At 60.9% G+C, this 13,103-nt stretch carries 10 protein-coding genes and 4 pseudogenes; 8 read left to right on the forward strand and 6 right to left on the reverse strand.

Annotated elements, in window-relative coordinates; all coding sequences use genetic code 11:
• Window positions 1-187: 187 nt before the first annotated feature.
• Together NKJ17_RS23815 and NKJ17_RS23820 are read right to left on the reverse strand one after the other, a co-directional pair.
• Complete coding sequence (locus NKJ17_RS23815; protein ID WP_352690239.1) at window positions 188-853, reverse strand: S46 family peptidase; 666 nt, start codon at window positions 851-853, stop codon at window positions 188-190.
• Window positions 854-899: 46 nt separating this feature from the next.
• Window positions 900-1,175, reverse strand: coding sequence for a S46 family peptidase (locus NKJ17_RS23820; RefSeq protein WP_352610644.1), 276 nt, complete (start codon window positions 1,173-1,175; stop codon window positions 900-902).
• A gap of 478 nt (window positions 1,176-1,653) precedes the next feature.
• Between NKJ17_RS23820 and groES the strand changes: the two genes are divergently transcribed.
• The 3 genes from groES (at window position 1,654) to NKJ17_RS23835 (ending at window position 4,262) form a co-directional block, all read left to right on the forward strand.
• Entirely contained in the window at window positions 1,654-1,950 is a 297-nt protein-coding gene (groES, locus tag NKJ17_RS23825) for a co-chaperone GroES (protein WP_352690224.1), read from the forward strand.
• 62 nt (window positions 1,951-2,012) lie between these two features.
• Window positions 2,013-3,668: a chaperonin GroEL gene (gene groL, locus NKJ17_RS23830; RefSeq protein ID WP_352690226.1), complete on the forward strand. Its 1,656-nt coding sequence runs from the start codon at window positions 2,013-2,015 to the stop codon at window positions 3,666-3,668.
• A 435-nt stretch (window positions 3,669-4,103) separates the two neighbouring features.
• Window positions 4,104-4,262 carry a hypothetical protein gene (locus NKJ17_RS23835; RefSeq protein ID WP_352690228.1) on the forward strand — a complete coding sequence of 53 codons (159 nt, stop codon included), beginning with the start codon at window positions 4,104-4,106 and terminating at the stop codon, window positions 4,260-4,262.
• Window positions 4,263-4,430: 168 nt separating this feature from the next.
• Here the strand turns inward: NKJ17_RS23835 and NKJ17_RS23840 are convergent, their stop codons facing one another.
• On the reverse strand, window positions 4,431-4,832 hold the full coding sequence (locus NKJ17_RS23840; protein WP_352690230.1) for a hypothetical protein: 402 nt from the start codon (window positions 4,830-4,832) through the stop codon (window positions 4,431-4,433).
• A gap of 257 nt (window positions 4,833-5,089) precedes the next feature.
• Between NKJ17_RS23840 and NKJ17_RS23845 the strand changes: the two genes are divergently transcribed.
• From NKJ17_RS23845 to NKJ17_RS23855, 3 genes and pseudogenes are all read left to right on the forward strand, one after another.
• Window positions 5,090-6,172: an HPP family protein gene (locus NKJ17_RS23845; protein WP_352690232.1), complete on the forward strand. Its 1,083-nt coding sequence runs from the start codon at window positions 5,090-5,092 to the stop codon at window positions 6,170-6,172.
• A gap of 1,570 nt (window positions 6,173-7,742) precedes the next feature.
• Window positions 7,743-9,396, forward strand: a pseudogene (locus tag NKJ17_RS23850) (MFS transporter).
• 32 nt (window positions 9,397-9,428) lie between these two features.
• Window positions 9,429-9,978 (forward strand): annotated as a pseudogene (locus NKJ17_RS23855) (ABC transporter transmembrane domain-containing protein); the annotation flags it as partial.
• On the opposite strand, the gene NKJ17_RS23860 reads toward NKJ17_RS23855, so the two are convergent.
• Together NKJ17_RS23860 and NKJ17_RS23865 are read right to left on the reverse strand one after the other, a co-directional pair.
• Window positions 9,953-10,570, reverse strand: coding sequence for a cold-shock protein (locus NKJ17_RS23860; protein ID WP_352690234.1), 618 nt, complete (start codon window positions 10,568-10,570; stop codon window positions 9,953-9,955). The pseudogene NKJ17_RS23855 and the gene NKJ17_RS23860 overlap by 26 nt on opposite strands.
• Before the next feature lie 228 nt (window positions 10,571-10,798).
• Window positions 10,799-11,047 (reverse strand): annotated as a pseudogene (locus tag NKJ17_RS23865) (3-methyl-2-oxobutanoate hydroxymethyltransferase); the annotation flags it as partial.
• Window positions 11,048-11,194: 147 nt separating this feature from the next.
• On the opposite strand from NKJ17_RS23865, the gene NKJ17_RS23870 reads away from it, so the two are divergent.
• Entirely contained in the window at window positions 11,195-12,157 is a 963-nt protein-coding gene (locus NKJ17_RS23870; RefSeq protein WP_352452634.1) for an NUDIX hydrolase, read from the forward strand.
• A gap of 73 nt (window positions 12,158-12,230) precedes the next feature.
• Here the strand turns inward: NKJ17_RS23870 and NKJ17_RS23875 are convergent.
• Window positions 12,231-12,530: pseudogene (locus NKJ17_RS23875) on the reverse strand (transposase); the annotation flags it as partial.
• 119 nt (window positions 12,531-12,649) lie between these two features.
• On the opposite strand from NKJ17_RS23875, the gene NKJ17_RS23880 reads away from it, so the two are divergent.
• Entirely contained in the window at window positions 12,650-12,934 is a 285-nt protein-coding gene (locus tag NKJ17_RS23880) for a hypothetical protein (RefSeq protein ID WP_352690235.1), read from the forward strand.
• The last annotated feature ends 169 nt before the right edge of the window (window positions 12,935-13,103 follow it).

Here is a 13,103-nt window from a genome sequence, read left to right on the forward strand (position 1 = left end):
CCTGATCCTGCAGATGGTCAGTTTTTTGGTTGACTAGGCACGCGCAAGCGGGATGGATCGCGCAGAGACACGCGGAAGTTTTTTTCGCCAGCGAAACCCCGACGACCTGATGGGGAGTCGCGCCAGCAGGGTGGGAGCCACGTCCAGTGCCACCGACCATGCGAGATGCCGATTGTTGGCGCGTCTGTCAGTTTGCGCGGCCATATTCATTCTGGTGCCGATCTGTTGCCTTTTCTGCTTTTCCCATGCGTTTTAGGCCGAGCCAATTTGTGAAGCGGGCGGTCAATGGATCTGCGCCTCGCGATTGCCTGCCGTTGCCTTTTGATCTGGGCGGCATAATCCGAGAGCGAACGCTGCAACCGCGGTTCGAGTTGCGCGAAGTTGAACGGACTTTATCCGCCGTCAGGAACTGGTGGATTGCGCCGGGAAAGCCGGCGACCATCACAAGGTCGCCTTCCTTGACGCCTGCACAGGCTATGGGTAGCCAACTCTTCGGCCGGTAAGGCACATTGTCGCGCGCATATGGCCGGGAGGAACCATCAGGAGCGACATAGGCGCGATAAAAGCCGAAGTCGCCTGTGTGGCGCGGCCACATCCAATTGTCCGTTTCGCCGCCGAAGTTACCGATGCCGAGCGCGGGCGCATAGACAAGGCGCACGTCCTCGATTTCGAGCTTCTGCTGGAGATAGTAGGAGGCGCCGCCATAATAGGCCCCTACGTCGCAGCGGCGATTGGGCTGTCCTTCACATGCGGCGATCAGGGCCTTGCGGTTCGTGGCGAGCCGCTCATAGCGGGCAAACCCATTCAGCTTGTCCGAGACGCCCTTGAGTATTTCGGCGGTCACATCCCGCATGTCCTCGATCACATGGATTCGGCTGCCTGGCGCCGCGGGCAATTCTTCACCCAGGGCTCTTCGCCAGAAAGCCGTCTGTGAGATAGTCCTGGCCCTCTTTGCTGTGGTATTGGATGGATTCGAACACGCAGTGATGATTGGTTGCGACCAGCCCTTGTGGACTGACGAACGAGGCGGAGCATCCGCCCAGTGATACGATCGCGTTGAGCGGGTCAGCGTCCAGACGGCCGCATGGCCGCGCCCACTTCCGCAGTCTGGCCCGGCATCCACATACCTTCGTCCGCCGACGTAGCCGTGACCGTCCAGAGCAAGGCGATGGCAGTTGCTTTGGCCAAACATTTCAAATTCGAGTTCATGCTGACTGTCGCTCTCATCTTGCCTCCTGTTCTCCGCAGATTGGATTGGTGACTATCGGGATGGCCGGAGTCCTGGCGCCCGCGCGGCGGCCAACACCGTAAACACCGAGTGGACCCGTTAACCGCAAGAGTCCTGATGGCGTTCACCTCTCATATTTGTCGCGCGCAACGTTTGCGGATCATCCGCTGCACCAATCGTGCCAAATGAATAAAGCCTTCAGTTACAAATGGTGAGCCGCCCCATCCATGTCCGATCTCCGACGTCTTTCACGTAAAGGGCTCGGTGCTTCCACGCTCGTTTGCTCTTCGCCCGTCCCTCTTCCGTCTTGACTAGCAGGAGCCTACGGCCTATCTCACTGCCGCGTTAGCACTCGCTTCTGGTGAGTGCTAACCACGCTCCGGCAACGGAGAACCGTTCAACATCCGCACCAGGGAAATCCAAAAATGGCAAAGTCGAATTTCCGGCCGCTGCATGACCGCGTGGTCGTTCGCCGCGTCGAGTCCGAAGCGAAGACCGCCGGCGGGATCATCATCCCCGATACGGCTAAGGAAAAGCCGCAGGAAGGCGAGATCATCGCCATCGGTTCCGGCGCCCGTGACGAGGTCGGCAAGCTCGTCCCGCTGGACGTCAAGGCCGGCGACCGCATCCTGTTCGGCAAGTGGTCGGGCACCGAAGTCAAGCTCAATGGCGAAGACCTTCTGATCATGAAGGAATCCGACATCATGGGCGTCATCGGCTGAATATCGGCCTCACCCTCGTTTAAATCTTCGGGCTCAATCCAAGCCCCTGCCAGGAGCTAAAAATGGCTGCCAAAGACGTAAAATTCTCCCGCGACGCTCGCGAGCGCATGCTGCGCGGCGTCAACATCCTCGCCGACGCGGTGAAGGTCACGCTCGGCCCCAAGGGCCGCAACGTCGTCATCGACAAGTCGTTCGGCGCACCGCGCATCACCAAGGACGGCGTTACCGTCGCCAAGGAAATCGAGCTTGAAGACAAGTTCGAGAACATGGGCGCGCAGATGGTCCGCGAAGTTGCTTCGAAGACCAACGACATCGCCGGCGACGGCACCACCACCGCGACCGTTCTGGCACAGTCGATCGTCCAGGAAGGCCACAAGTCGGTTGCCGCCGGCATGAACCCGATGGACCTCAAGCGCGGCATCGACCTCGCCGTCGCCGACGTCGTCGCGACGCTGATCAAGAACGCCAAGAAGATCAAGACCTCGGAAGAGGTTGCCCAGGTCGGCACCATCGCCGGCAATGGCGACGTGTCGGTCGGCTCGATGATCGCGGAAGCGATGCAGAAGGTCGGCAATGAGGGCGTCATCACCGTCGAGGAAGCAAAGACCGCCGAGACCGAGCTTGAAGTCGTTGAAGGCATGCAGTTCGACCGCGGCTATCTCTCGCCCTACTTCGTCACCAACGCCGAGAAGATGGTTGCGGATCTGGAAGACGCCTACATTCTTCTCCACGAGAAGAAGCTCTCCAACCTGCAGGCCATGCTGCCGATCCTCGAGGCCGTCGTGCAGACCTCGAAGCCGCTGGTCATCATCTCGGAAGATGTCGAAGGCGAGGCCCTGGCCACGCTGGTCGTCAACAAGCTGCGCGGTGGCCTGAAAATCGCCGCCGTCAAGGCGCCGGGCTTTGGTGATCGCCGCAAGGCCATGCTGGAAGACATCGCCATCCTCACCGGTGGCCAGGTCATTTCCGAAGACCTCGGCATCAAGCTCGAGAATGTCGGCCTGAACATGCTCGGCCGCGCCAAGAAGGTGTCGATCTCCAAGGAGAACACCACCATCGTCGACGGCGCCGGCAAGAAGGAAGAAATCCAGGGCCGCGTCGCCCAGATCAAGCAGCAGATCGAGGAGACCACCTCGGACTACGACAAGGAGAAGCTGCAGGAACGTCTCGCCAAGCTGGCGGGCGGCGTTGCCGTCATCCGCGTCGGCGGTGCGACCGAGATCGAAGTCAAGGAAAAGAAGGACCGCGTCGATGACGCCCTCAACGCGACCCGGGCGGCCGTCGAAGAAGGCATCGTTCCCGGCGGCGGCGTCGCCCTGCTGCGCGCTTCGCTGGCCATCACCGTCACTGGCGCCAACTCCGACCAGACCGCCGGCATCGCCATCGTGCGTCGCGCGCTGCAGGCTCCGGCCCGTCAGATCGCGGCCAACGCCGGTGCGGAAGCATCGATCGTTGCCGGCAAGATCCTTGAGAACAAGGGGGCAACCTTCGGCTACAACGCCCAGACCGGCGAATATGGCGACATGATCGCCATGGGTATCGTCGATCCGGTCAAGGTTGTGCGCACGGCTCTGCAGGACGCGGCCTCGGTCGCCGGCCTGCTGGTCACCACCGAAGCCATGATTGCGGAGGCTCCGAAGAAGGAGTCGGTTGGCGGCGGCATGCCGGCTGGTATGCCCGGCGGTGGCATGGGCGGCATGGGCGGTATGGATTTCTAATCCAGCCCCCTATCAACCTACAGCGGAAAGGGCGGCAGCAATGCCGCCCTTTTTTGTGTGCCGAGCATGATCGACAGCTTTAGACGTGCAAGTCCTCTACCCAGCCTGATGGCGGCGAAGCGCAACGGCGTCGTCGTGAGACGGGGTCTGGCCGTGTCCTTTCGTTCAGCCGCTGGTCGAAACTCGTGCTGCCTTCCGCCGTGCCGTCGATCTTTACAGGGCTGAAGGCCTTGCCAACGGCTGGCAGACCCTGGTTGCGGTAGAACTCATCGCATCGTTCGAAAGGCTCCGATACCTGATCGCCTATGGTCGTCAGCTCTTTCAATTGGAACTCGTTCTTTCGGCCATGATCGTGGTCGGCCTGACCGGATTGGGACCCACGGCCTGCTCACGCTTGCCTAAAACCATCTGCAACGCTGGCGTCCGGAGACCCAGATGAACCTGATCACGATTACAGGTCTGGATAGGCTGTCGCACGGCGCTTCCATCGCACCGCCGCCCTTCCGCTTCATCGGCCGACATCTGCGGCCGCTTGCGGAGCCGATGGCGCTGCTCGCGATTTTGGGAGTTGCTCGCCCATGCCGGCGCTGCTGACCCACGTTTTCTACCGCGGCTGGAAGAGGTGGCGGCCGCGGCATGGCAGAGTTCAGCCGAGGTGGCCTTGGCTCCAATCTTCTGGCGAGCCTGGAACGTGACCTGATCGGTTTCGTGTGTGGCAGTGTGGCGGAAACGCGTTTGGTCTGGTGATCGGATTTTCCCGCCTCATCGAACGCCTGAGAGGCTCGTGGTCGCGGTTGTATTACCGCTATTACGTGACCTGATCACGTTGACGATGCCAGCACCTTCATTGGCCACTTTCTGGACCATGTACGTCACATCAGGCTCCCCCGCCCGATCGACACGAGCCGGCTCTGTAACCAAGCCGCCGTCATATAGCGGTTCCACGACGGCACTGGCGGCAGTCGTCTTCTCAGCGGCTACAGGTGGACGTTTCAGCATGACGCCAACGAATCCGATGGTGGCAAGGACAGGCAGACCAAGCACCGCGTAGAAGCTGTACTCCGCTGGATTCGCCTCGGAAGTGGAGCGACAAGGGCCTGATTTGTCTTGCCATGCCACATTGTCAGCACGCTTTTCGAAGCCTCTGAATTCCTTAGTGTCCATCCCAGCTCGACCTCCGACCATCCCCATTTCCGGCTGCCCGCGGCACGGCAGCCCTTGGCCTCTAGCTGCGCTCGAGCGGATCAGCGTGCCGTCTGCCTTCTCTAGCCGATCAAAATGTCTGCACCCATTTGGCAATGGCGTTTCGCGCAAAAGTATTCCCCCGTGAGCCGACTTTCCGAATTGGCTTAACTTCCAAATCTGTGGCTTTGCCTGCATTGCGGAACGCGGAGTTCCGACCACTCGCCCAAGGGTATGCCATGGCGTTTCGTCTCTTTGTTCCGATCCTTGCCGGTGCAACGCTGCGCGAGCGGCTGCTCGCCTGCATCGGGGCCATGATCGGCATCGCATTGACTGGCGTGATCAGTGCGCTGGCGAACGGGTCTGGCCCACATGTCGCACTGCTGGTTGCTCCAATGGGAGCATCGGCCGTGCTGCTCTTTGCCGTGCCTTCAAGCCCGCTGGCGCAACCTTGGTCGATTATCGGTGGCAATACGATTTCGGCGCTGGTCGGGGTGATCGTGGCGCATTTCGTGCGTGAACCCGTTCTTGCTACCGGCATTGCGGTGGCGCTGGCCATCGCCGCGATGTCGTTCACGCGCTGCCTGCATCCGCCGGGTGGCGCCGCCGCCTTAACTGCGGTGTTCGGCGGACCGGCCGTCTTCAGTTCCGGCTTGCTGTTTCCCTTCGTTCCGGTAGCGCTGAACTCGATCGTGCTGGTCGCACTCGGCTACGGCATCCATAAACTGTCGCGGCGCAACTATCCGCATGTGGCGGCCCCCGCCCTTAAAAGCGCGCATGGAACCATCGATCCGCCGGCGCGGGAGCGGGTCGGCTTCCAGCCCGAGGATATCGATGCCGCGCTCGGCGCGCTGGAGGAAACCTTCGATATCGACCGCAACGATCTTGAGCGGCTGCTGCGGCAGGTCGAGTTGCAGGCGATGGTGCGCTCCCACCGCACCCTGCTGTGCGAGGACATCATGTCGCGCGATGTGATTTCGGTCGATGAACATGCGCCTGCCGACCAGGCGCGTCATTTGCTGCTCGATCACAACATCCGGACGCTGCCGGTGACCGACGCCGACGGCGGGCTGGTCGGTGTAGTTGGCCTGCGCGAGCTGACGAAGGCGACCGACGCGGTGAGGGCTGTGATGTCGAAGGCTGGCACCGCCTCTCCCGATACGCCGGCGATGAGCCTGCTGCCGGTGCTCACCGACGGCCGCAGCCATGCCGTGGTCATCGTCGATGCCGAGCGACGCATTATTGGGCTGATCACCCAGACCGACCTGCTGGTAGCGGCAGCGCGCGTGCACATGGCGGACACAACGCTGGCAGCGGCATAAAATAGTGATCCGGACTTGCTCAATCCGGGAACCCGATGGGGCGCCAATAGGATAGTGGTATTAAGTGCGGCCTTCCGCCTAAGACAATTCCTTTTTACGAGTAGATCAACCCTGAAACGCGACCGCGTGCTCAGGCATCTGGTTCACGTAGGCCAAGTACGACTGCAACAACGGAACACTCTTCAACCTTGCCGGTGGCCAGAGCCAGTCCGCTATGTCGACCAAAGGCGCGGACTACAAATGGAACCATCTGGTGGACGGCTCCTCTGCAACGATGGTAGCGCGGTTCGCATGTCCAAGGCTGGCTTGAAGCTCTACGTCGCGGGTTGAATGATCCTTGGCAAGGGTCGCGGCTCAGACGTCGAGGACGCGGTTCGCAATTCCATGCAGGTGGTCCTTTCCTTTGGTTCCTGCATTTCGCCTATGGTGAGGCGCCGCCGACTCCCGTCATGCATCACGCCGACGACCGCCGCTTCCTCGCCGCGCCAAGGGTCTGACTAGGCCGACGATAGACCCTGAGATAAGCAATTCCGAAACGATGTGGCTTCCTTGCGCGAAGTCGGCTCTGTCGAACAGCGATGTCAACATGATCCTGAGTTCCGAGGGTTCGCCGCGCATCAATCCTATAACCTTGATGACGTTCCTGACTAGGAGGATGAGGCTGCTCCAACACGTCCACGGTGTTAGGAATTGCCATTGCACGAGTTGATCTCGGACTTCTTCGTCGCGCGTCGCCAATTTCCAGCCCAATACCGCGCCTACGCTTGGTACCCCAACCACGCGGCCTATCGCCCTCATGCCCACTTCGAGGACCCCCTCCAGGATCGGGCCTGTTCGGATAGGTGTGGGAGGCCGAGGCATCAGAGGGAACGGCCAGACGCTACCATGAGGATGCGCCATCTGCCGAAGAGCCGTACCGTCACCTTCGTCACTGTGCGGAACGCGGGGCGACCGTCGCGTCAGCGATCCGGCTTTGGGTGTCATTTCTCCCCTGGCGGAGTCCACCGCCCCGACAAAAGCCTGACCTTTGCCAGTCTTCTACGGGCAAGCGTTCGCGCCAAAAGTTCAAAGCCGTGTCCATAACATTCAACAATGAAAGCCAGCCTCATCAGATCGAGCAGAAATTCGGGCGCGTCAGACTTTTGTTCAAGCCGAAGCAGCAAGGCGCGCGCCTCTTCGATCGCGGCCTAGCAACCGTCTGCGTTTATCAGGAATCAATCCTGTCTAAGATCTGCAAGCCCTCACCTCGCCCCAAGCCAGACTCAGCGCATCGAACGCCGTTGGAGAGAGTTTCCGACGAAAGAACATCGTCGCGTTTCGCGAAAAGGCATCGCTCGGCAAAGTGCCCGTTGATGAAGCATGCTGCGTCAAACGACAAGCAAGATCCGGGCTCCACCCAGTGATGTCTTCGAAGGCGGGGTGAGCCGGCTCGGGCATGCGTCTCGGCCGCAACCCTTAATCACGAGGAACTGTGCCGCAAGGCAAACAGTTTCTCTCTATTCTTCTAGCCGCCACGGTTCAGCCTAGATTACATGGGAAACGACAATAACGCAAAGCAAAGGGTCGCAAAATGAGTAGGGCGGCTGGATTAAACGAAGATTTGGCTGCACCAACGACCTTTGGGCCACTTTTGCAGCCCACCTTTCGTTCGATCTGGCTCGCCACGCAGGTTTCGAGTCTCGGCTGGCTGATGCAGACTGTCGCCATCAGCTGGCTGATGGCAACGATCTCGACTTCGGATCTGATGGTTGCGCTGGTGCAGGCATCATCGAACCTGCCCGCTTTCGTCTTGTCCGTCTTCGCCGGGGCTCTCGCCGACAATTTCAGCCGGCGCCGGGTCATGTTCGCCGGTCGGTGCCTTATGGTGATTGCGTCCGCGATGCTGACCGCGTCCGTGGCGCTGGGCTTTGTTAGTCCGTGGATGATCCTTGGCTTCAGCTTCTTGATCGCAAGCGGCGGTGCTCTCAATGATCCGGCCTGGCAAGCGTCGGTCGGGGATATCGTGGACCGACGAGATGTTCCCGCTGCCGTCACCCTGCTTTCTGTTGGCTTCAACACTGTCAGGACTGTGGGCCCGGCGCTCGGCGGCATTGTGGTTGCCTCATTCGGCCTCATGGCGGCATTCGCCGTGACCACGCTCACCTATTTCGTACCCTTGGTCACTATTTGGCGCTGCAAGTGGAAGGTTCGCTCGTCCCCTCTTCCACGCGAGTCGATGAGGACGGCGATCTATGACGGACTGCGCTTCACGGCGATGTCATCGGAAATCAAGGCAGCGATCGCGCGCGGAACCCTCTTTGGCTTGGCGAGCATCGCCATACTCGCGCTGCTGCCGGTGGTTGTCCGCGACCAGCTGGGAGGAGGTCCGCTCGCCTATGGCGCGCTCATGGCTGGCTTCGGGACCGGTGCCGTCTTCGCCGGCCTCTCCAACAGCCTGTTCAGACGGAGCTTGTCGCAAGAAAGGCTGATGAGGCTCGCCTGCCTCGCCTGCGCGGCGTGCTCCCTATCCCTGGCTCTGACCTCTTCGATCGCTGTGGCGGCAATTGCACTCGCCCTGGGCGGCGCCGGTTGGGTCACCGCCTGGTCGGGGGTTGGCGTGAGCGTGCAGCTGGCGAGCCCGCGCTGGGTCGTGGGTCGCACAATCTCGATCTACTACGCATTGATAGACGGCGGCATCGCGGCCGGCAGCTGGGTATGGGGCACGGTTTCCCAGAACCATTCGCTGACCTGGGCGCTCGAGGGTTCCGCTGTAGCCCTTCTGATCGTCGCTGCAGCCGGCGTTCTGTTTCCTCTTCGCGAGCGCCGCGAGTCCGAGCCCGATCCTTTGGAGGAATTCGACGCCCCAGCTGTCGCTCTCAGTTTGAAGCCGAGAAGCGGCCCGATCGTGGTCAAGATCGAATATCTGATAGCCGAGAGAAATGTCGAGGCCTTCCTCGACCTCATGCGGCAGCGGCGTCATGTACACAGCCGCGTCGGTGCTCGGAACTGGACGCTCCAGCGCAACCTTCAGAAGCCTATGCAGTGGACAGAAACGTTCCGCACGCCGACCTGGACCGACTACCTTCGCCTCAATCATCGTCTCACGGAAGTAGACAAGGAACTGGACGAGCGTGTCTTCCAGTTACACGCGGGAGAAGAAGCGTCAAATGACGCTTTCGATTGAGCGGCCGACAAGCTCGGCCCGGAAACCCGACCGGTCAATCCTTCACCTTCCCCGTCATTGAAGCCTGACCTTCCCATATCTGGGCATCAGCGATCGTTAAAGATCCGGATGATGGATGAGAATCTCGGCGACATCCGTGTCGTGCGTGCCTTCGCGGCGCAGCCGCACGAGTTGGAAAAGTTCGACCGCGCCAAGCAGGACGCGCCTTGATCTCGCCAATGAGCGCGTCGACATCCGTGTCGGCAACACCAGCGCCATGAATTTCTCGTTCCTGACCGCCATGGGCCTGGTGCTCTGGTTCGGTGGCCAGAAAGTGATCGCAGGTCAAATCAGCGTCGGCACGCTGGCCCTGTTGCTCACCTTCATGACCATTCTACAGATGCCGGTGCGCTAGCTCGGATTGATGGTCAACTCGTTCGCGCGCGCCTCGACCTGCGGCACGCGGCTGTTCGAGTTGCTCGACGCCGAACTTGACATCGAGGACGCGGCGGGCGCCAGGGATCTCGTCGTCACCGACGGCGTGCTGCGCTTCGACAATGTCGGTTTCTGCTACGCGGGCTCGGGCGGCCGCCCGACGCTCTCCGGCATCTCCTTCGAGGCGAGCAATGCATCGCCGTCTAGGCAAGGCGAATGCTCCGGACTTCCCAGCCTTTCTTGCCTTGCCCGCATTCGACAAACACCTTCTGTCCCGCCACCAGCACGCTGAGCCCTGAGCGCGTCAGGGCGCTGGCATGAACGAAGACGTCCTTCTCACCGTTGTCAGGAGCAATGAAGCCGAAGCCCTTTTCGGGTTTGTACCACTTGACCGTGCCCCCGCTCTCCAGCTGCGCACCGGTTTCATCGAAGGTCCCTCCAGCGACGCGCGTATGTGACGGAGTTTTCGCGCGGTGATCGCCGATCTCCAGCACCTGCGCGACTTGATGACCTTTTGGACTTTTTTCGACCGTGATCTTGAGAGGCGTTCCCGCGGCAACATCCCGCCTTCCGCCCGCCTCTAACACTCGCACGTGCAGATAGGCCTCGGTGCCGTCCGACAGTTTGACGAAGCCAAAACCCTTGCTGACTGTGAACCACAATACCTCCGCATCGACAGGATCTGCCGTCACGGTCGGCGGGCGCTGAAAATAGCTTGGCTCGGAAGTCCGTTCCGAAAAGGAAACGGGGTCATCGTCATAGCGATGCCGGCGTGGCTCGCGATGGTCTCGATATTTGCCCATGATCATCTCGACTGGCATGGATGGCGCACTGCGGTACCGTCAAGATAATCTCAATCGGGCGACGCGTTTATGTCAAAAAGGCCGTGAAGACCGCAGCTGTGCCCGGCCTATCGGCCGAACCCTTTGAGACTAGATTCATTTCCCCTGAAACAATAGTGCCGGCGAGTCGATTTACTGACTCGCATAGGTTGTGTTGGAGCGAGAGTGCGATGATGCTGGCGCGGGCGCACTGGAAGGGCTTTATCAGGCATTCCGGAAAGCCTGCTCCGGGTTCTTCAAAAGGAACCGAACGGCGGGTCGACGACCATTTGCGCCGGCTCCAGGCTACGGCGCAGGTCTGACCGTGCATGATCATCATCTCCAGCGTCACGCCCAGCGTCGACGCCAAGCCGTGGAGAACTATGCCGCGCTGTCGCCGACGAGAACAACGTCGCAATGTCGATCGACGAGCTTTGAATCGGCGCACTCAATGGGCCTTCTTCCCCAAGCACGGATGTCGCGTTGGCACTTTTTATGCAGCTGCGAAGAGCTAAAATCGCCACGACGGGTGGTGTTGACGCGCCGACAATTATCAGACAAAAACGGAATTCAATCGGTTCAGCGGCCTACGCGGCAGGGCTCTGCTCAACAACCTCGGGGACCATGGACGAACGCGCAAAAGGGATTAGGAAAGGCGGAGCTGGAGGCAAGGCCAACGACGTCAATGCGGACTTAATCGCCGTTGTGGTCGCCATGGACAGCAGCGCCCCCTGCGTTCTGACCATCCCGCAGGCAAACGCCCTGCCCTCGGGCCCGTTCGAGCTTGCTCACCGTTCGCTGCAGTCGGGCCTCAGGGGATGGGTGGAACAACAGACCGGCCAGCCGCTCGGCTATATCGAACAGCTCTACACCTTCGCCGATCGCGACAGGGTTGGCGCTGACGACCGCGTGGTCTCTATCAGCTATCTGGCGCTCACCCACCAAGACGAAGCTGGCGACCCGGCCGGGCGACACTGGGGAAGCTGGTACGACTATTTCCCGTGGGAGGATCACCGCTCCGGCACACCGGCGGTCGTGTTGGACGAATTGCGGCCGCGCCTGATGGAATGGGCGGATGGCACTGACGACAGTACGACACGCCTCGACCGACGACGGCGGGCGGCGATCGCCTTCGGCTTTGACGACCGCCATTGGAACGAGGAACTCGCGCTTCAACGTTATGAGCTGCTCTACGAAGCCGCCCTGGTGGAGGAAGCAATACGCGCCGGACATTCCGCTGCGCCCACCTGGGTCTCGGGCAGATCGATGATCGCCGATCATCGTCGCATCCTGGCGACCGGCATTGCGCGGCTGCGCTCCAAGATCAAATATCGGCCGGTCGTATTCGAACTGATGCCGCCGGTCTTCACGCTTTTGCAGCTGCAGCGCACCGTGGAGGCGCTTGCCGGCAGGCTCGTGCGTAAACCGAACTTTCGCCGGCTGATCGAGCAGCAGGAGCTGGTCGAGGAGACCGGTGAGACAACCGCGGAAACCGGCGGCCGGCCGGCGCAACTTTATCGCTTCCGTCACGCCGTTCTCGACGAGAGGGTGATAGCCGGAACAAAATTGCCGCTCTCGCGGGCTTGACCCGCCTTGCGCCAGCAGCCCTGACGATGTCGCGGACGGCTTGGCCCTTGTGAGAACCGGGATTGTCGAGAATGACGATGTCGCCCGGCTTCAGTGTTTTGTTGAGTTCGGTTTCGACATAGACGCGAAAGGCCTGCGTATTGATGGGTCCGTCAATGACCCAAGGCGCCTCCACCCGATCATGCCGCAGCGCGGTGATGAAGGTCATCGTCTTCCAATGGCCATATGGTGCGTGGGCCATCAGCCGCTTGCCGCGCACACCCCAGCCGCGCAACGGCGCCATGTTGGTCTTGACCCATGTTTCATCCAGGGAGACCAGGCGCGTAGGGTCAATGCGGGTCTGATAGCGCATCCATTGCGCACGCCCGCGCATCAGCTTTGGCTTGAGCTGCTCGGCCGGCAGAACGGTTTTTTTGAAGCTCTTGCCCTCGCGGTGCAGGAAGCGACCGACGCTCGCAGGAGACCACGTTCAGCCAGTGCCGCCGTCAATTGATGAAGCGTCATGTTGGCATCTCGCTCAACCTCGCCCAGGACGAAAGCACGGTGCTCCCCGTCGATCAGATAGGGCCGATGACCACCCATCTTGCCGGGTGCCGCACTGCCACGGCGACGCTTGCGGCCTCGGGCGTTTCCTGGGCGAAGGCGGTGGCGATGAAAGCCGAGACGACGCCACAGACTGGGCTGGCGGATAGTAGTTCGCGAGTCAGCCACGGTAGCGGTCGCTACGAAGCGCGCAGCACTTTGTCATCGGTACATTCCCTCCCATGCCTGAAATGAGCAGTGCAGCCATGTCGCCTCCTCCGCAGTCACCGTGGCGAAAGCAATCCTTCCGCTGCCACACGGACCTAATGTCGCCTGGCACTAGCACTACTTTGGCAGTTTTTTAGTTCTGGGAGCGTTTTGAGGATTCCCAAGAGCGGTTTTGCGTGATTCATGAGAGGTCGGC

This window comes from Mesorhizobium sp. M0208 (genome assembly GCF_040322015.1).
Lineage (GTDB): Bacteria > Pseudomonadota > Alphaproteobacteria > Rhizobiales > Rhizobiaceae > Mesorhizobium.